Genomic DNA, 19,975 nt, shown 5'->3' on the forward strand with positions numbered 1-19,975 from the left:
ACTGTAAATAAAACGTTACCCACACAATCAAAGGCACCCAATACCTCACTAAATACAAGCACTTAGTGATTATTTAACTAATTAAAACAATGAATTACACCACTTCACTTACTCACCTATTGCACCCAAATATTGCAACAAGGGCGCTTAGGGCGATATAAAAAACAGGTAAAATGCCCACCTCTTGTTAAATTAAAATGATTAAACGGCGTTTTCTCAGCGAATTTTTTGTTTAGAAAACACACCCACTCACTTTGTACAACTTTGTAACAACTAAGCAATTAAACCGATTCACAGCTTCGATTTGACGAGAGATTTCAGCAAAAAACTAGGGCGACTTTGCATTATTTGTTAATCATTACACCGTGAAAAAGGCGATTAAAACGTGCCATGCGGGGACGTTGACTGCGGCCGAAGATGGTTATTTTGTTCGGTTTATTCGATCTAGCGTGATAATGCGCCTTAAAACTCATACCTAAATAATCAGCTGTTAATTTGAAAGGGGCGACAAAGGCATCGACACCCTCAATTGCATTACTGGTGGACAATACTGACATGTGCTTTTTCCTCAATTGCCGTAGTTGTGGTTGCAGCTGTTTGTCGTCCATGTAGTCAGTGATTCGGTCGAAGAAGTTTTTGATGCCGATAGTGGTGTTGTACCAATACACTGGAGAAGCAAAGACCCAATGTTCAAATTTCAACAATTTCTCCATCAATTCTGTGAAATCATCATTGTGCTGCGCCGCCTCGTAGTCATAGGCATTAATTTTATAGTCATCTAAGTACAGAGTTTGTGCACCTAAGCGGCTGGCTAGCGTTTTCGCTGCTGTGTAAGTGTTACCCTTTCGTCTTGCGCTGCTAAAAATAATTATGTATTCGCTCATGTCTCATTGCCTTGTTCGATAAATAAGAATAGGCTCAGTCTAAAAGCTCAACTTAAGTTTAGGTCAATGAAAAATGACATTAGAAGCTAATTTGTCTGTTGGAACAGTCGCAAAAAGGGCTGATGTGGCAGTATCCGCGCTCCATTTTTACGAGAAAAAAGGCTTGATTCGCAGTTGGCGAAATGAAGGGAATCAACGACGGTACAAACGTGATGTGCTCAGGCGTATTGCCGTTATTAAGGCAGCGCAAAGAATGGGAATCACGCTTGAGGAAATAAAAGAGACCTTGAGTTCCTTGCCTCATAATCGCACACCGACAAAAGCAGATTGGGAAATGTTGTCGCGTCACTGGCAACAACAATTGGATGAAAAAATTGCGTATATGCAACGAGTGCGAGACTACGTAGATGGCTGTATAGGCTGCGGTTGCTTGAGCATGCAACGCTGTCCCATATATAACCCTGAGGATAAATTAGCCAGTGTCGACAGCGGCGCTGTGCTGTTGGATCACCCTGAAATTAATGACTAATACCTAGCACTCGTGTATCAATGGGGTCTGCTGACCCTAACAAAACAATAAAAATAGTAAGGCTATCTCTATGAAAAAATTTGGCCCAGGTCTTCTCGTTGCTGCCGCCTTTATTGGCCCCGGAACTATTACTACAGCTTCTGTAGCAGGTGCGAATTTTGGCTTTACCCTACTTTGGGCATTAGCTTTCTCGGTATTCGCAACCATATTATTGCAATCAATGGCTGCGCGACTTGCTGTTGTCAGTGGACTGGATTTAGCCCATGCGCTACGCGCGAATATCACTCACCCTATCGCCCAACTCATTGCTATCTGCTTGGTAATAGGCGCAATAGGCGTCGGCAGTGCAGCGTATGAAGCGGGCAATTTGACTGGTGCAGGAATTGGTCTGCAAGCACTATTTACCCACGTCCCTTCTTGGATTTGGGTGCCACTCATTGCTTTTGTCAGCGGCGCGTTACTGTACAGTGGCATATATAAGTTAATTGAAAAGGCGCTAATTGCCCTAGTTTTACTGATGAGCCTTGTGTTTATAAGCACTCTCTTTATCGCCGCACCAGATATCATGCAATTGGTTGGAGGCTTTCGTCCTAGTATTCCAGATGGCTCTGTGGTGACCATACTCGCCCTGATTGGCACAACCATAGTGCCTTACAATCTATTTCTTCATTCTGGCATCATCGCCAGAGAAAAAACTCCCCCTGAATTCACCGAAAAGGCCGTTAAAACACACAACATGGATACGACTATTTCAGTCAGTTTAGGTGGGCTTATTACGCTCGCCATCGTGGCTACAGCGAGCGTCGCGTTTTTTGGGCAAAGTTCAGGACCATTAAATGCCGCCAATATGGCCAAGCAACTTGAACCTCTTCTTGGTAGTTACGCCCAGTACTTTTTTGCTTTGGGACTTTTTGCAGCTGGGATGACAAGCGCTGTGACGGCACCGCTAGCCGGCGCCTATGCAGTGTGCGGCATGCTGGGGTGGAAACTGAATGTCGAAGATAGGCGCTTTAAGTTTATCGCATTAGCGATACTCGCCTTTGGTACTGTGGTAGCAAGCTTAAGCTTAGACCCAGTGGCAATTATTATCTTTGCTCAAGCAACGAACGCCATTTTACTACCGATTATTTGTTTATATTTATTATGGCTACTCAATAACACCAATGTGATGGGGAAATTTAAAAATTCCTTGCTATTGAACTGCTTGAGTATTCCTGTAGTGCTGACAGTAGTGGGGCTAAGTGCTTACAAATTGTATTCTCTCATTTAATCGTTGTAATTAGGCTCGCAAACCCTCTGGTTTGCGGCCTCGATGCACGAAACCTCTATCGGCTTTTGCCCACGAATTAATGCTCCCAGCACGGCTTTATCAATTTCAAACCCAAGTTCAGTCAGAGGCAGATTCTCTTGGCTAGTATCAAACTCACTATCTATTGCCACACCAATAACCGTGCAACCACCCAAGCAATGCATCATTAAAAGCACCAATAATTTGTTCGCCATAATTACCCTGTAAAGGCTGTTGTTCAACTTGGTAAACCTTAGCAAATAGCCAGCTTAAGTAGTGTAAGAATTTGTTAAATATGATTTTTATCTTCAAACTTGTATACACAAAGAAATTAGTTCACTCTTAAGAACTGCAAATAACAATCGCTAGGCGCACTATGAAATACATCATCACACTCAGCTTATTACTTATAAGCGTGTTCAGTCATGCAAGTACTAAATTGGACCCTAAACTAGCCATTTTCGAACCTTACTTGGGCACGTGGGAAGCCAGCTTTAGTATGGCTGAAGGCCAACCACCGATGACTGACGTCGGAACTTGGGAGCGCGCATTAAATGGCAAAGCAATACGTACTAAACATAGTATTAATGATGGTGTATATGGTGGTGAGTCCTTTATCTTTTGGGACAAAGAAAAAGAACAAATGGTGTTCTATTACTTCACTACGGCAGACTTTTTTACCGAAGGTACACTGGAGATAACTGAAGACGGTTCATTCATCGCTTATGAAGATGTAACTGGCAGCAGCGAAGGTATAACTCAAGTAAAATCAACTAGTTCTTTCAAAGATGGACAATTTACGGTGACGACTCAGTATTTAAAAAAGGGTGAATGGACTGAGCCACAGCAGCGCATTTACTCTCGCTCTAACAAAGAAGTTATTTTCAAATAATTGCAGCACACAAGCAAAGGATGGCAGTGCATAAGATGAGAGTGTCACTACGTGAGGGAACATTGGCTGATGCAGAATTTATTGTTGCATTGCTCAACGATCCCAGCTTTATCAATCATATTGGCGACAAACAAGTGCGCACTCAAAAGCAAGCGCACCAGTATATAAAGAACACCTTTATCGAGCCCTTGGAGTTAGGCTTGGGCTCGAGAGTAATTACTTTATTAGACGGCCAACCCGTTGGCATGGTTGGCCTTTTCCAACGCCCCATTTTAGATAGCCCAGATCTCGGTTTTGCTATGTTGAGTGAGCATCAAGGCAAAGGCCTGATGTACGAAGCCGCTAACTCCTTTTTAACTCTTCATACCCAGAAGTTTTCAACCTTGTACGGCATTACATCACAGACAAATGAAACCAGTTACTCCCTGCTTAAAAAGCTCGGCTTTACCTATTTGTCAGAAATACAGCTTGAAAATAAAACCACTAAAGATAGGCTGTTAACTCTACAACGCAAAGAATAAAACAATAACAAACGCACATCATCAAGGAGCAGATAATGCTAACAAAAATAGTCCCTTTGGCCGCCGCCATTCTCATCAGTGGCGCTGTAAACGCGACCAGTGACGACTTTAACAGTGCCTACCAGCAGTATTTGGATGCGGTTGAGTCAGGAAGTAACGTAGAAGAGTTCGCCAAGCAAGCGTATCAGTTAGGTAGCAAAAAGTTCGGAGCAAGCTCTGAAAGCACTGCGAATTTAGCAATCAATTACGCAAATGTTCTCAAAGTGAGCTCTGAGGAAGAAATGATAGCGAAAAAAAGCCTCTACAAACTCGCTATTGCCAATTTACAACAGGTTTATGGTGAGGATGACATATCAATCATCGATCCTCTTTTAGGTGTGGCCGATTCGACTAACAACTTTAGTGAAGCAAAAGATGCTACCGAACGAGCAATACAAATAGCTAAGAAGCAAGGTGAACAACAATTGGCGGCAGAGGTTTATTTAAGCTCAGCAGAAATCCTCTTGAAACAATTCAACAATAAAAAACGAAATACTATCGAAGAGTACTTGCTTGCCGCTGAAGATTACTTTGGCCAAAACCAAGTTGAGAATAGTATTAACAACGTAAAAGTTAATATGTATTTGGGAGTGTATGAAAGCCGATTTGGAGATACGTCTAATGCAATTTCGCGATTAAACCAAGTAGTAAAAGTATTCGATGATAATCTAGAGTTCGACCACCCTATCGAGCTTAAGGCCCATTCTCTATTAGTCAATTTGTATGAAGGTCAAGGTTTAAGTGATGAGGCAACAAAACACTGTGTGGCCATTGCAAAAATGAGGCCCTGGACACAAGACATCGAACAACAACCCTTGTATCAGGTTCACCCTAAGGTATCGATAGACATTGCAAAAAATGGCAGAGATAGTGCGGTCACAGTTGAGCTGACAATTGATAAATCAGGCTTCGTTTCCGACACCGAAGTGATAGCAGCAAAGGGCGATAGAGGATTCGAACGCGCAACGGTCGAAGCGGTTAAAAAGTGGCGCTACGCACCCAAATTCGAAAATGGCGAAGCCGTAGTAGCAAAAACCCAAGTGCAGATGGAATTGAATATAAAGTAGGACTGCGCACATTGAATCGCTGAGTAATGACATACTCAGCGATTATTCGCACAAAAAAGGGGCATGTAATATTTCTGTCATCTAGCTGCTGCATAATTGTCCGCAAATCATCAACAATCTATTGGATATGTCGCAGTTTCGTTCACCTTTAGCTGTATTTGCACTTCGAAATGAAGAACAGTTAGCAGACTTTGAGAGTATGACTCAACACCCGTATACATTGGGCGGCCCTTGCGCACCGGTGCAATTTTTATGTCGCTTACCAAGCAATGCGCAACAGGGTGATTATCTGCATGCGAGTGTTACTTTTGCGGAACAAAGACAATCCATGCTGACTGCACAGTATTCGTTGAACCAGCGAGACATCGACAGCAATATGGTTGCGTTGACTATGTTGAGTACCGTACCCGTGAAGTTGGCGACCTTATCTGATTTTGCCCTGTTGCAATTGAACTTACATGGTCGTCACAACATCATCAAAGAGAGCGCACAATTTACCGTAAAAGTGCACCCTGAAACTGAACTGGCTCGCCACCCCGTTTTGACACCTTCCACCAGCGTTGGTAAACGCTTGATAGGGTACTGTCAACGTTTGTTGAGCTAGTCAGGAAAGCTAAATTTCCCCATGGTAACAGCGGGCATTGAACCGCTATTATCCACTTTATCTGCAGCATTTCCCGCTAGCGTTTCGTTAGCAAGCAGCGCAAACAGTACTGCTTCTTTGGCATCCGGGTCTATTCCTAACTCAGACAGTGATGATAAGGTAATTCCCTTTGCGCTCAGGGCGCGGATCCTTTCAATAAGCAATGGGTTATGTAGTCCTCCACCGCTCACATACACACCGATTTCACCAAAGTCATTTGCCAAGGCATTCAGCTGCTTAGCAATACAGCTCGCGGAAAACTCAGTAAGCGTCGCTAATATATCCTCATGGGATAATCTCGCCACACCACTACTATCAATACATGTTTGCAAGTAAGCCAAATTAAAGACTTCAGGACCGGTAGTTTTTGGCATACCTAGAGATAAGAAGGAGTGGGCCATTAAAGACGAGAGCAATGGCGAGTTCACAGTTCCCTGTTTTGCCTTCTCACTGTCCTTGTCGTATTGCAAAGGCGCAAAATGCTGCTGGATATAGGCGTCAATCATAGTATTGCCCGGGCCTAAATCTGCGCACATCGCTTGTTGCATAGAGGCGCCCTTTGGCAGCACTGTAATGTTGGCGATACCACCAATATTGAGCAATACACGGTGTTCAGTTTTATCAGCGAAATATAAGTAATCACCATAGGCTGCTAGTGGCGCCCCTTCGCCACCAGCGGCTATGTGCTTTTGGCGAAAATCACTCAGTGTCATCACCCCAGTAGTCACCGCAACGTGACACCCGTCGCCAATTTGCAACGTCGCATTAGGAAATTCTGCAAGCCCATGCTGTTTCTGTGGGCAGTGATACACAGTTTGCCCATGACTGGCGATAGCATCGACTGCACTGACTGGCACCTGCCATTTTGCTAGGCATTGGTTAACGAGTTCGCCGTGCAACTTACCTATCCATGCATTTAAAAGCGTCAAATGCTGCAGGTCGATATCTCGTTTCGCAAAAATTTCTCGCACATATTGCTGATATTCATCTGGGTAGCTACAAGTTTCAAAGTGCGTCACCTCGATATGGGTATCAGGCCCTGCACCTGTGATCTTGCAAAGCGCGACATCAAGGCCATCCATAGACGTGCCACTCATCAAGCCAACAATAGTGCGCTGCGGCTTAGAAGATATATCGCAAAGGGTTGCTATGTGTGGGTGCATACTGATGACCTAAGAATAATTTATGCCGAATTTAAGTTATTACATATGATAACTCAATAGTTAGCCGGCTAATGACTTTTGTTAACAGAAAGCGTAAGCTTGGCCTAACTCTTCCTCAAAAACAAGAGATTGGCCAGCGCCCTTGGCCAAATATACCCAAGCGCATTTGACGCTCCGGTACGTGCATTTGGGTATGCAATTTTTGAGGAATAACTATGAACGACGAATCAATACCCCGTATCGTAATTGTCGGTGGTGGCGCTGGAGGATTAGAACTCGCTACAGGCTTGGGCCATAAATTAGGCAAAAAGCACAAAGCTGAAATCATACTCATAGATCGTAATCGTACTCACATCTGGAAACCTCTACTTCATGAGGTTGCAACTGGCTCACTCGATGCTAGCTTAGATAGTGTTGTCTATTCTGCACATGCGGCAAAGCATCATTTCATTTTTCAACTCGGCACTTTTTATAACGTTGACCGCCTGACTAAAACAATTTTACTCGCGCCCTTATTAGATGATCGCGGGCAAATCGTGCTCCCTGAGCGCGCCCTCAAATACGACAAACTTATCCTTGCTATAGGCAGCGTTAGCAACGACTTCAGTACACCCGGCGCGCAAGAGCACTGTTTCTTCTTGGATTCTGTCAGTGGTGCTGAGCGCTTTCAACACACTTTATTAGATAGTTTTACGCGTTTACAGCAAGCAGATGAAAACACATCACAGCTCAATGTCGCCATTATAGGTGCCGGTGCGACAGGCGTAGAACTCTCCGCTGAGCTTTACCATGTCACCGGTTTGTTGAAAATCTATGGGCTCGACAAAGTCAATAAAGAACGATTAAACATCCACCTTATCGAGGCCAGTAATCGCATTCTCCCCGCGCTGCCTGAACGTATCGCCACTAAAGCGACGATGGAGCTTAAAAAAATTGGCGTAACCTTACATTTGGGTAAACGCGTATTGCAAATTGATGAACGTACCATCCATTTTGAGGACCAATCTTTAGATTGCGACATAAAAGTGTGGGCTGCGGGTGTGAAAGCGCCTGACTTTTTAAAAGAACTCAATGTATTTGAGCTTAACCGCAACAACCAAATTGTGGTGAATGCCTATTTGCAAGTACATGACGATGAGAACATTTATGTAGTGGGCGATTGTTGCGCATTCACCCAAGAAGACGGCTCTCTTGTGCCACCACGAGCACAATCGGCGCATCAAATGGCCAGTACCGTAAAGAACAACCTCATTCGTGAGTACCAAGGCAAAGCGTTGCAACCTTTTATCTACAAAGACCATGGCTCGTTAGTGAACTTGGCCCGATTCAGTGCGGTAGGCAATTTAATGGGTAACCTAAGTAGTGATGTGTTTATTGAAGGTAAAATCGCCCGGTGGATGTATATGAGCTTGTATCGTATGCACCAACAAGCTGTGCATGGAACATTGAAAATGATGGCACTGTGGCTAAGTGAAAAACTAATGAGAGTGGTTAGGCCGAAAATGAAATTACATTAGACGCTAGGGTTGCACAACGTACCCTTGTTCAAGAATTTGCGCGATAGCCTCTTTGTTTTCGTCTATCGCGCGGTTTAAACGCACCATAAATTCAGCGGTTCCTTTACTATGGCTTATTAAAAAATGAACGTCTTCTGTCGCCATCACTGTCGGATGAAACTTAATGTGACTACCGGGATAAGCATGCTTTAGGTGCATCGCCACGTATTTATCTTCAAGCGCCATATCAACCCTATCTAAAAGCAACATTCTATATCGCTGGATGGGCGTGGCTACATCGAATATTTGCTTTGTAAACCTTGGGTCAGTGCGCAACCTCTCCACTTGTGGACCATAGTAAGCACCCGCATTAATCACGAGATATTTACCAAGCTCCAGTAACTCTTCAAACCCTGTCTGGGTGCCTGTTACACTGTTGGTGTTGATTAGTAGCCGCACTTCTTCTTCACGATAAGTGTTTGAGTAAACGCCATACTGTAACCTTGCGTTAGTGAAACTTGCGCCTGGCACCAAGTCGACTCTATTGGCCTCCAATTCGGTCAATAACCGCACTGAAGAGGGTAAGCGCACAAACTCCACACATTCATCCATAGATGCAGCCAATAGCGCCACAATTTCCATATCCGTGCCACTGATGGCGCGATCTGTCAGTATGATGTAGGGCGGCCAATGGGTGTTGACGCCCACGCGTATTGGCTCAGCACACTTAGCTTGTGCAAGCATAGGTAAAAGTAAAAAGCAGATCAGTAACCACCGAGCATACATCGAGCAATGATCCCCAGAACATTGTTCATTACATTATTGAAGCTAATACCCATTTACGCAATTTTAGGAGGATGTTACTTTTTGTTTTTTATTGAAAATTTGGCTGTAACACCTTTCAATTTGCTAGTTCGAAAACCGCACCGATGCCAATTTGTTTTCAATATCAGCGTGTTTACTTTCAATGGCGTTGTTAAATTTGGCGAGAAACTCGGCGCTGGCAATCTTCTTATTAATAAGAAAATACACAGGCTCACGAGCAATTGGGGCGCGACTAAAACGCAGCCCATTATGTTGACTAAGTTTTATTAGATGACTTGCAACTAGCTCATCAATCACGGTCATATCAACATGCCCGCTGGCAACCATTGCAAATCTTAATGGCACCTTGGAAACATAAACGATTTGCCGGGCAAACTTGGAATCGTCCATCACCTCTGCAACCGCCTTACCAAAATAGGTGTTTTGAGTAAGCACCATGGTTTTGTGCTGTTTCATTAACTGTCGCAACGGCAAGTCCGGGTTCACCTTAACTTGCTCATTTACCATTAAGCGTAATATTTCTTCTCGATAAGCGATGGAGAAATTTCCCAAATTTGCCCGCTCTTTGGTATAACTCGTGGCCATGAGCATGTCGATACGCCCTGCCTCGAACTCTGTTCGCATGCGGTTGGGGGAAGGTAGGCGAACAAATTGCGCGCAGTGCCCGATGTTTTCCAAAATAAGGGCGGTGATATCAAGATCCACCCCTGACAGTTCGTTATCTGTAACGACGAAATAAGGTGGCCAGTGAGCGCCGACTCCAACGCGAATGGGCTTGTCACATTGCGCAAACGCACTGTGGCTGAATACTAAAAACAGAACTACTACTACTACTCGTTTGTACACATTGGCGTTCCAGTCGAATCATAAATTAAGCCTATTTTAACAATTAAAAAAAGGCAACTTATGAAGTTGCCTTTGCTGATGGGTACGAATTAACTAGAGTGCTTTCCACACATCGGCAACACCCGGTTCTTCTCCTTGCGTCCACCATTTCGCTTCATAGCGCGTGCCATTGTGAGTCACAATCGTGCCGCCTACATAGCTTGCCGATGATTGCCAAACAAGATCACCACCGTCTGTAGGTACGCTTACGAGCTCCCACGGACCACCTAGGTCAGGTTGGTCACCTTGGCTCCACCATTTTGCTTTATATTGCAAGCCGCCATAGATCACTGTATCGCCACCCACATAGATTGCGGCTGCGTCCCAGGTGTCTCCTGGTGTTGTAGTCGTGCTATCAAGTACAGTTACATTGAATGTTTGCGTTACTTGTGCCTGGGAATCACTCACCGTAACACTGACTTGATAAACGGTGTCTTGGTTTACTTGCACTGCTGTTAACGAAACACTCGCACCATCACCCGACAACGTCAGTCCCGCGGGTACGTCCCAGCTGTAGGTAAGTGGGTCATTGTCGGCATCGTTTGCTGACACTGAAACATTGACGCTTTGTTCTTCGGTCACACTCACGTCATTGATAGCTTGTACTACTGGCGCGTTGTTTTCACCTACAACAACGTCTGCTTTTACATTGACGGTCAAAACCTTAGTCACGCTGTCTTTACCATCACTCACTGCAACACGAAGGCTGTATGAGGTATCTTGAGTGACAGAAGGAGCACTTACAGTAACCGTTGCGCTGTTTGCGTTAACCAAGCTTAAGGCGCTATCACCTTGCCAATTGAACGTCAGCGGATCATTGTCTGCATCTGTGGCCGTTGCTGTCACATTTACTGATTCACCGCTTTGCACGGTTACACTGCTAGCTACACTCACAACAGGTAATTTATTGGCGTTTGCAATGTCACCCAAACTTTCGTGCATCGCATTGAGGATATCGCCGTTGTCAGCATCAATCTCCCACGCAAACAAACCACCAAGGTTATGCTGGCGTACATACTGGCCCTTTTCTAACACAGTTTTTGGTGTATCTAAGGTGATTAGTTTACCGCTAGTGCGATTCCACACCCATGCTGCTTTGGCTTGGGCGTCATAACCCACTTCAAAACCATTTACACCTTGGAAATCAGCACCCAGCATGTTGGCTTTTACGCCCTTATAGTCAATCACGCCATCTTCCCACACGCCTTCTGTGGTTGACCCCTTAAGCTTGCCATTACCCGGTGCTGTCATTGGATTATCAGCAACCATTGCATTTTGAGGATAAACGCCTTCCCAACCACGGCCATACATTGCAGCACCGACGACAATTTTCTGCGACGGAACATTTTGCGCGAGCAACAAATTAATCGCATTGTCGATTGTGTAAGCTGGACCTTTGTATGGTTGACCATCTTCATCGACACCGGTGCCATCGCACTGACCAGGGCGGAAGTGCTCACCACAGTAAATAGCCGTTTGGTGACCAGTGATATTATTCCACGCACCGTAGAAGTCATAAGTCATGGCAAAAATATAATCCATGTACTGAACGGCTTGACCATAATCCACGTCTTGTATTTTATCTGCGCCCGCGCCGATAGCCGAAGTAAGCTCATATTCCCTACCCGTTTCAGCTTCAAGCTCATCAAGCATGGCGCGCAACTCTTGCATCAGTGCCACATATGCCGTGCCGTCATTAGCAGGATCGCCCAAGGATGGGTTTGCACCATCACCGCCTGGGTATTCCCAGTCGATGTCGACACCGTCATAAAATTTCCATGTTTTCAGGAACTCTTTCATCGACGCAACGAAAGTGTCGCGGTTCGCCTTGTCGGTGAATGAGTAGAAAGGATCTGACAGCGTCCAGCCCCCAACGGAAGGCACAATTTTCAAATCAGGGTAACGTTGTTTTAGCGCCATCATTTGCGCGTAAGTGCCGCGTATCGGGTCGTTTGCATCCACACCCGGAAGTGCTTTTTGAAATGCTGCCCATGGATCGTGGACCACTACCTCAAAATCTTGCGCGCCTTGGCAGGCTTTATCCAAAGCTTGCTTAGGACCTCCTGTTAGCGAGTCATTTGGGCCACAAATAGGAATGAAACCATACAGAATATGGCTCAGGTTATGAGCTGGAATATTAGTGACATCAAAGTCGCGGCCATAAATACCCCATTCTACAAAGTAGGCACCAGTAACCATGCCATCTTTGATGCCATAGTCGCCATTGTTCGGGTCATAGTCCATAGGCAACGGCGCTAAATGCGCACCATCCGTGTCAGCGATAACAATCGGTTTTGCATCACTGCGGGCGCACACCTGCCCTTCACATAGTTCCACATACAGGTTATGACGGCCCGCTTGTTCATAAGGGAAGCTGATAGTGCCGCCCATAACACCTGCGCCAACACTGCCTTCGTTGACCAATTGGTCATCAAAATACACCTTGTAGCTGTCGGCGCCATCACCACTGTATGCGTTCCATTTAATTTCAATATTGACAACATCTTGGCGCTGAACAAGGGCGTGATAGCCACCAGTACCTTCAAGATCGACTTCAACAAATGAGTACTCTTGTGGCTCCCAACTGATGCTGGGGGTAGAAGGAGCGCTCAAGGCACTGCCTGACGCACATGCCAACGCTATCGCTGCTGTAAGTTGTGTTAATTTCATAATTTTCTCTTTTTCTTGTGTCGTTATTTGGCTCAGCACAACGCATTCGCATAAGCCTGTTTGTTGCTGAAAAAGGCGCGTCCTTGCGACCTATAACAGCAAGGGAAATCGATATAATTAAAGTGCTTCCCACACTTGGGTTAACCCCGGCTCATCACCTTGAGTCCACCATTTGGCGCGATACTGCGCACCTTCATGAACAACAACCGCGCCGCCTGAATACGGGGTATTGATGTGCCACTGCAGTGGTTCATCAGTGTTACTGATGCGCTTCCAAGCCTCGGAAGTATCTGGCTGTGCACCTTCATTCCACCACTTTGCTTCATAGTCGTTGCCAGCAAAGCTCACTCGTTCAGAAGCTTGGTATTGCGCTGTGGCAGACCACTGTGGGTACTCGCCGATAGTGGTTTGATCATTTACAACAGTTACTTGGAAACGAGTGGACGCGCTCAAGGCACCATCATCTACTGTCACGGTGATAGTAAAATTGCTGTCACTGTCCACTTGTGGCGCATTAATGGTGATATCGCCGCCGCTGCTTGAATAACTCAATGGCTGAGGTACATCCCACGTGAAGTTCAGTATCGATTGTTGATCATCAAACGCGTGCACATGCACACTTTGCGTGGTGCCCTCAAGCAAGGACACATCATCTGGTTTCATTACCGTTGGAGGAGTATTTTCAGGGGCAACTTGGACGCTGAGTTGGAAAGTGTAATCGCCATCTTTGCTGTACACCTTGTTGACTAAGGGGTCCTGTGATTGATAGCTGATCTCGCCTTGAGCGTCTTGCAAACCAACTTGAACAAGGTGGCCGTAATCTTGATTGAGTGACACTGCGACATGCTCTTGCCAGTTCGCGTGATACTCGCTGGTAACCGCATAAAATTGATCGATCACCTCACTTCCTGAGGCATCAAACAAACGTACCCAAATGCTGTCTCCAACTTGCGCCTGCTGACCTTGTTTTACAAAGTGACCCACGTCCTGCCACTGCGTCGGATCGACAGGTGTGGTATCTGCTTTAATGACGATATCCGAACAATTAAAGAACCCTTCACCTGCCGCATCTTCACGCTGCCAATGAGTGTACAAAATGGCATCGCCACTGCGTCCGGCCGGGACAGCAACATTCATTTCGTAATAACGCTCACCTTCTGGCGATACTGTGGTGTCGATATTTTCGAAGGTATCGATAAGGGTTAAGTCGTTCCATGTCAGCGCTTGTGTACTCGCATCAAAGTCAGGTTTACTCAAATAAAAGCGCCAAAAGCTGGGGTTGTGAGGTACAACCGCTTTAAAACGTACTTTTATTTCACCAACGCCATTGACGGTCATTTCTGTACGCGGCCAATGAATCGATGGAATATCGATGCCTCGCTTGTTGTTATCGCCAGCGCTGCACAACTGACCATCGGGGACGCTTTGTTGGATTGCAGCTTGATTACGGTAATCAGCGGTGTTTGCTGAAAACTCATGCTCTTGCACGAATTGGTAATGCCCAGCCTCCACAAATGCGGCTCGACATGCCAAATTGGCGATGCCAGAACCATCTTCAGGCCACCAGTAGCCCCCCTGTTGCTGACAAAATGCCTGACGTGCTTTGGGCACATCCATAAATCCGTGAGCATGCGCTTGTGAGCTTGCCAAAATTGACAGTACACAAACGCCAAGCGCACTGATGGAGAAAAGAGACACAGAGTTCACTTTCATAATGTATGTTCCTTGGTTGTGATTAATTGAGGCTACGCGCGTAACTACGCAGCCTCGGAACGAAGTCTCGGAACGAAGTTCTCGGGATGAAACCCTAGATGCCACACACCTCTAACCAATCTGCACTGGTGCCGGGCTCAGTTTGAGTCCACCATTTCGCTTCATAGACGGTGTTGTTATTGATCATCAGGTCCCCGCCCACCGCATGGCTAGGATTGCCCGCCCAATCAGTTTGTGGCCAATTTGGATAAGCCGGAATATCGGCAATATTGACGCCTTCACATGCACCTGCAGAGCCGCCATCACCGCCACCATTGTTGCCGCCGGTATCGCCAGGCGTACCATCGGCTAGGTGTGGATATTCAGATTTAAACGCATAGGTTTTGCCGTTGTGCTCAATGGTGAAGTTCGCAGGGCCTGTGATAGGCATGTAATACATCACTTCGGCATTAACGGTTTGCCCAGGTGCAAAGGGTTTATCTTCCCCGCCCCATTCATTGTTCAAAGTGATAGAAAAGCGGTGGAACTCGTTGTCGAATCCACCGATATTATTGCCTGCAGCGTTTGCACCATTGGTTTCAACAGCCATCCCCAACTTCTCTTGCGCATTCCAGTTAGATTTGAAGATGGCCGAGGTTGATACCGGCACATCAAAGGAGATTTTTGCGCCGCTGAGATCCAATTGGGAATTGTTCGTGAAGGAAAAAATAGGTGAGATTGGGTAGTTGTCGTCACCGACTGGGAACCCTTTTGCCTCAAAGCGAATATCAACCGCTTCTGTGGGCACAACAAATGACTTATCACCGCGTTGGATGTCATATGCAACGCCGCTTTGGTTGAATTTATCGTATGCTAGCGAAGTGAGCGTTGAGCCCATGAAGTATTCACCTGACGCGGTGTCATAATCATAATCACCGGCCAACTCCCAGAACATGATGCCGCCAATGCCTTGGTCAATAACGTATTGCACTTTGGCTGCCATAGATTGCTCATCTTCCATCGACAAAAACACCTGCTTGTCTTCATTCCATAACCAAGGAGCAATGGCAACGCTGTCATAATGACGAGTATAAGTGCCCATTAATTGGTCATCAGGATCGTTTTGCGGTGATAGGCCATAACTCTGGGCGTAACTTGGGTAAATACCATTTTCTAGGTTTTTAGCGTGCCATAAAGGATTTGAGCCCGCAGGCATTTCCACACCATTGACATCTTTGTCATGCCACAGGTTATCTATCCCCACCGCGCCATTTCCGCAATAGTTACCCTCACCCGAGCCTGTGCCCGTTGGACAATCACTTTGATTTTGCAGGCGGGCTTGTCCCCACAGACCATTATCACCCCCTTGCACGTCTTTAAAGCCGCGGGTGTAGTAAGGAATACCAATGTTGATGCGTCCCGCCGATAGCGCGCCACGGAAATAACGTACGGCCCAATCGGTATTGAGATAACCAATGCCCTCAAACTCTTTCGTGGAATACACATTCCACTGCGCTAATTCTGAGTCTAAACCGGTATCAAATAGCGCCGCATTGTGACCTACATGTGAGTTCCAAGCACCGTGCAAGTCATAAGACATGATATTCACATAGTCCAGGTATTTGGTGACTTGGAACGTTTCCATACCACGTAATAAGTAGCCAGACGAAGGCGATGCAATGGTCAACATGTAATGCTTGCCGTCTTGCTCGCCTGCTTTATCGAGCGCTTCACGTAACGCTTTCATCAGCTCTTGATAAGACGCATTGAGGCTGGCCCGCAGCGGGTTTGAGATAGCAAAATCATCTGGATGGCCTGCATCATTCATCGATGATGGGTATTCATAATCGATATCAACACCATCAAAGCCATAAGTGCGAATAAACTCAACCGAACTTTGCGCGAATGTTTTAATACCTTCGTGATTAATCGACCCATCAGGGTTCGTAGTCATAGAATAGAAGCCACCGCTGTTAACGCGCGTGCCATCTTCTGCAAAAAAGCCACCTGTTTCAGCCCAACCACCAACAGAAATCAGAGTTTTCACATCTGGGTATTGTTTCTTGTATTTGTTCAGTAAGTTAAAGTGACCTGTGTAATTAAAACTTGGGTCCATTTCGGCCCCTGCGACACCAGGCCATTGCATATTCGTTGCGGGATTGTTCGCCGCTTGCGGATTGCCGATAGATAGCGTGTTGTCTGCACCTACGTGGGCAAAAGCATAATTAATGTGAGTAATCTTATCCCACGGTATATCGTTAACCAGATAGCTAGGCTGGTCATTTTGACCATTACGCCAGCTGGTGAAGTAGCCAATGATCCGACGTGGATGATCCGCTCCCATCAGTTCGCGGCCATTTTCATCATAGACGCTGCAATAGGGAGTGTTTACTCCTGGCGTTTGATACAAACCAGCAGGTCGACACTCGTCCACGCCTGTTCCTGGTTGTGAAATATCGATGACATTGAGCACAAGGCTTGCGCTCGCGCTCGCCCCTTCGTTGTCCGTCACGGTTAGTTCAAAATCAAATCGTCCAGCACTGGGGGCTTGCCAAGTAATTGATTCAGATGCTTGCGTTGAATTGACAAAGGCTTGGCCATTCACAGTTAACGCCATCGCAGCAATACTGCCATCGCTGTCAGAGCCAGCGAGATTAAAGGTGAGTGAATCACCAACCTGAATTTGACTCGGCTGATTTGCTAATTGCAAGGTTGCCGCTGGCGCTTGATTTTGATTAGCGTTGTCTGTATTCACGGTTACGTTAATGGTTTTTGCAGGCGATGCGGCTCCTTGATCGTCATATGCCACTGCTTTGATAACCACATTGCCAGCGACAGCCTGCCAATTTGTAGAGTAAGGCGCACTGGCATCGCTCACCAGTAATTCATCGTTTATAAAGAAGTGAACTTCAGCAATTTGGCCATCTTCATCTTGAGCTTCTGCCGCAATGACAACGCTGTCACCAGCAGCAAAAATTTGGCCTTCACTTGGGCTTAACTCTGTTACAGAGGGAGTTAAATTGACAGCGTTGTCACAACTTCCCATTAAAAACCAAGCATCGAATTCACCAGCTGCATCCACAGGGTTCAGTTGGTTCCACCATTTTGACTCATAAGCCTGACCTTGAGTCTGCACTTGCTCACCCGTAGGGTAGGCGTTTCCCTGCTGCCAATCAGGTAATTGGGTACAGTCTACAGCTAAAGCATTTGTGCTTAAAAGTGACACACCAAGTGCAGCCGCAACCAGATTGGGCCTGCATAACTTGTGGTTGGAAGTTTGCAATCCAACTTCTTTGTTAGAGATTAACTTTCTCACTATATTCTCCGTTAGTATTCATAACAATTAATTTACATTTATTTTATAAACTAACATAAGAAACTAGATGTTCAAGTTAAAACAGATGTTTTTTTGAACAAACAAAGAAAAAAACAACAACCTTTTCGATTAGTAAGTATTTGTTACTATAGTAATAAATGACTACTTATATGACTAATAAAGGGGTTGCCTACTACACGTAGATTAGCGAGATAAAAGTGAACAAAGTGTTAACTGAAATGAGTGCTAAATCAGTGATGGCTGAGTGATGACTAGAGTGGAATGAAAAAAGGCCTTTGATAGAACTACAAAGGCCGAAGGTTTAGTTACTTACGCGCGAATCGCTCTACAAGTTCACACAAATCATCAGAGATCTTAGTGAGACGAATAATTGCTTCCTGAGCTTGCTCTGAACTTTGTTGGCTATCGTTCGCCAATTCAGAGATCCCCACGACTTGCTGGTTAATGTCCTCTGAAACATGTGCTTGTTCTTCTACCGCAGCAGCCATCTGGTTTGCCATGTCGTTGATGTTAGCCACTGCTTGTGCAATGCCTGACAACATTTGCGTGCTACGCTCAACTTCTTGTAAACCAATTTGCGACTCTTGTTGGCCTTGCGCTGCAATCGCTACAGCCTGTTCACTGCGCGAGTTCAATTCATTGATAATGCCTTGAATTTCACCAGTTGAAGTTTGTGTGCGCTGTGCAAGTTGACGCACTTCGTCGGCGACCACGGCAAAGCCCCTACCTTGCTCTCCAGCGCGAGCAGCTTCAATCGCAGCATTCAGAGCAAGTAAGTTGGTTTGTTCTGCAATTTGCTCAATCATTTGTGCGGCTGCTGCAATGTAGCCCGATTGTTCAGAAACACCGCGCACTGAATTGCTAATTTGCTCAACAGTGTTACCCAAGGTTTCAATCGTAGCCCGTGTTTTGTGTGCTACTTCGGCCCCTTCCATTGCCAACTCATTAGCGGCTCTCGCTTGTTCAGAAGTGACATTTACGTTTTGCGATACTTCCGCAATGGTAGCTGTCATCTCGTTCATCGCAGTTGCCACTTGCTCAGTTTGCTGATGTTGAGCATCAATCTGTTGACCGGCATTTTTGGATAACATAAAGCTTTGCTGAGCATCTTTTGCTACTCGACTTGCGGCATCATCAATTCGTGTGAGTATGGTATTTAAATGGGCGCGTTCTGCTTTGACTGCCACATGCAGTCTACCCAATGCACCGTTGTTATCGGTGTAACTTTTGACTGCCAGCGGGTCATTGAAACTCCCTTGTATCAACTTATCTAAACGCGTTTTTAAGCGCACGCGTGAAAATGCATTAAACACCGCAAAGACAATAACGCTTACTATCAAGACCAACTCAGCTAAAACAGCACTGCCAGACAACCACAAAATGAATGCTATCACCAGCGCAATTGCCAAAGCAGAGAATTCAGCGTTTGCTGGCATTGAGAAAGGCTGCTTGTTCGCGTTTACACTGGCGTACAATTTACTGGCGCGATTCACATCTTCACGAGATGGACAGCTGCGCACCGACTCATATCCGACTATCTGACCATGTTCAGATATTGGCGTAACGTAGGCATCAACCCAATAAAAATCGCCGTTTTTACACCGATTTTTCACTAGTCCCATCCAAGGTTGACCACTTTTGAGATAGCGCCACATTGTTGCAAATGCTGCTGCGGGCATGTCTGGGTGACGAATAAGGTTGTGAGGTTGTCCAATCAATTCATCGCGGGTATAGCCGCTAATATTTTCAAATGCTTGATTACAATCGGTGATAACACCGCGTAAATCGGTAACCGAGATCAACTTTTGGTTTTTATCGAAATGAACCTCTTTTGTAGTCACCGGTAAATTAGTTCGCATTCACTGTCCCTCTTTATAACACAACGCAAGATTTAAAAAGCTCTCGCTCGATAATAGCAAATAAATCACGAACATGCGGATTTATAAGCAATAACAAGGTCATAAAAAGATGCGCCAATCCGCCAAGGGGATAGATGTGTAGTTAAAGCCATAATTACCCAACTAGCAAAGCTGACACCGCTGTC

Annotated in this window: 16 protein-coding genes; 7 read left to right on the top strand and 9 right to left on the bottom strand. The window is 45.6% G+C overall.

The genetic code is table 11. From position 1 onward, the window contains the following. Positions 1-344: 344 nt before the first annotated feature. On the bottom strand, positions 345-884 hold the full coding sequence (locus tag V1358_RS08690; RefSeq protein WP_347393251.1) for a flavodoxin family protein: 540 nt from the start codon (positions 882-884) through the stop codon (positions 345-347). Between the two features lie 73 nt (positions 885-957). Between V1358_RS08690 and soxR the strand changes: the two genes are divergently transcribed. Both soxR and V1358_RS08700 read left to right on the top strand, forming a co-directional pair. Further along, positions 958-1,413, top strand: coding sequence for a redox-sensitive transcriptional activator SoxR (gene soxR / locus V1358_RS08695; protein ID WP_347393252.1), 456 nt, complete (start codon positions 958-960; stop codon positions 1,411-1,413). A gap of 70 nt (positions 1,414-1,483) precedes the next feature. Then, positions 1,484-2,683, top strand: coding sequence for an Nramp family divalent metal transporter (locus V1358_RS08700; protein ID WP_347393253.1), 1,200 nt, complete (start codon positions 1,484-1,486; stop codon positions 2,681-2,683). Here the strand turns inward: V1358_RS08700 and V1358_RS08705 are convergent. After that, positions 2,680-2,916, bottom strand: coding sequence for a hypothetical protein (locus V1358_RS08705; RefSeq protein WP_347389594.1), 237 nt, complete (start codon positions 2,914-2,916; stop codon positions 2,680-2,682). The genes V1358_RS08700 and V1358_RS08705 overlap by 4 nt on opposite strands. 161 nt (positions 2,917-3,077) lie before the next feature. Between V1358_RS08705 and V1358_RS08710 the strand changes: the two genes are divergently transcribed. The 4 genes from V1358_RS08710 (at position 3,078) to V1358_RS08725 (ending at position 5,824) form a co-directional block, all read left to right on the top strand. Continuing rightward, positions 3,078-3,593 carry a hypothetical protein gene (locus V1358_RS08710; RefSeq protein ID WP_347393254.1) on the top strand — a complete coding sequence of 172 codons (516 nt, stop codon included), beginning with the start codon at positions 3,078-3,080 and terminating at the stop codon, positions 3,591-3,593. Positions 3,594-3,628: 35 nt separating this feature from the next. Further along, a complete protein-coding gene (locus V1358_RS08715; protein ID WP_347390087.1) occupies positions 3,629-4,114 on the top strand; it encodes a GNAT family N-acetyltransferase in 486 nt (161 codons plus the stop codon). Between the two features lie 35 nt (positions 4,115-4,149). Beyond that, positions 4,150-5,220: an energy transducer TonB gene (locus V1358_RS08720; protein ID WP_347393255.1), complete on the top strand. Its 1,071-nt coding sequence runs from the start codon at positions 4,150-4,152 to the stop codon at positions 5,218-5,220. 127 nt (positions 5,221-5,347) lie between these two features. Further along, on the top strand, positions 5,348-5,824 hold the full coding sequence (locus tag V1358_RS08725; protein ID WP_347393256.1) for a hypothetical protein: 477 nt from the start codon (positions 5,348-5,350) through the stop codon (positions 5,822-5,824). On the opposite strand, the gene V1358_RS08730 is transcribed toward V1358_RS08725, so the two are convergent. Then, entirely contained in the window at positions 5,821-7,026 is a 1,206-nt protein-coding gene (locus tag V1358_RS08730) for an anhydro-N-acetylmuramic acid kinase (RefSeq protein WP_347393257.1), read from the bottom strand. The genes V1358_RS08725 and V1358_RS08730 overlap by 4 nt on opposite strands. A 215-nt stretch (positions 7,027-7,241) precedes the next feature. On the opposite strand from V1358_RS08730, the gene V1358_RS08735 reads away from it, so the two are divergent. Further along, a complete protein-coding gene (locus V1358_RS08735; protein ID WP_347393258.1) occupies positions 7,242-8,543 on the top strand; it encodes an NAD(P)/FAD-dependent oxidoreductase in 1,302 nt (433 codons plus the stop codon). A gap of 3 nt (positions 8,544-8,546) precedes the next feature. Here V1358_RS08735 and V1358_RS08740 read toward each other — a convergent pair whose 3' ends face one another. The 6 genes from V1358_RS08740 to V1358_RS08765 all read right to left on the bottom strand — a co-directional run bounded on the left by V1358_RS08740 (position 8,547) and on the right by V1358_RS08765 (position 19,790). Continuing rightward, positions 8,547-9,308 (bottom strand): substrate-binding periplasmic protein, encoded by a 762-nt coding sequence (locus V1358_RS08740; protein WP_347389600.1) that lies wholly within the window; start codon positions 9,306-9,308, stop codon positions 8,547-8,549. A 123-nt stretch (positions 9,309-9,431) separates the two neighbouring features. Beyond that, positions 9,432-10,193 carry a substrate-binding periplasmic protein gene (locus V1358_RS08745; protein ID WP_347393259.1) on the bottom strand — a complete coding sequence of 254 codons (762 nt, stop codon included), beginning with the start codon at positions 10,191-10,193 and terminating at the stop codon, positions 9,432-9,434. Positions 10,194-10,286: 93 nt separating this feature from the next. Continuing rightward, positions 10,287-12,902, bottom strand: coding sequence for a glycosyl hydrolase family 18 protein (locus tag V1358_RS08750; RefSeq protein ID WP_347393260.1), 2,616 nt, complete (start codon positions 12,900-12,902; stop codon positions 10,287-10,289). A 117-nt stretch (positions 12,903-13,019) separates the two neighbouring features. Next, positions 13,020-14,615, bottom strand: coding sequence for a lytic polysaccharide monooxygenase (locus V1358_RS08755; protein WP_347393261.1), 1,596 nt, complete (start codon positions 14,613-14,615; stop codon positions 13,020-13,022). A gap of 94 nt (positions 14,616-14,709) precedes the next feature. After that, positions 14,710-17,910: a glycosyl hydrolase family 18 protein gene (locus V1358_RS08760; RefSeq protein WP_440589878.1), complete on the bottom strand. Its 3,201-nt coding sequence runs from the start codon at positions 17,908-17,910 to the stop codon at positions 14,710-14,712. Between the two features lie 326 nt (positions 17,911-18,236). Beyond that, positions 18,237-19,790 (bottom strand): methyl-accepting chemotaxis protein, encoded by a 1,554-nt coding sequence (locus V1358_RS08765; RefSeq protein ID WP_347393262.1) that lies wholly within the window; start codon positions 19,788-19,790, stop codon positions 18,237-18,239. Positions 19,791-19,975 lie beyond the last annotated feature (185 nt).

Origin of the sequence: Pseudoalteromonas pernae, assembly GCF_039831865.1 — a bacterium.
In the GTDB taxonomy this organism is placed as follows: domain Bacteria; phylum Pseudomonadota; class Gammaproteobacteria; order Enterobacterales; family Alteromonadaceae; genus Pseudoalteromonas; species Pseudoalteromonas pernae.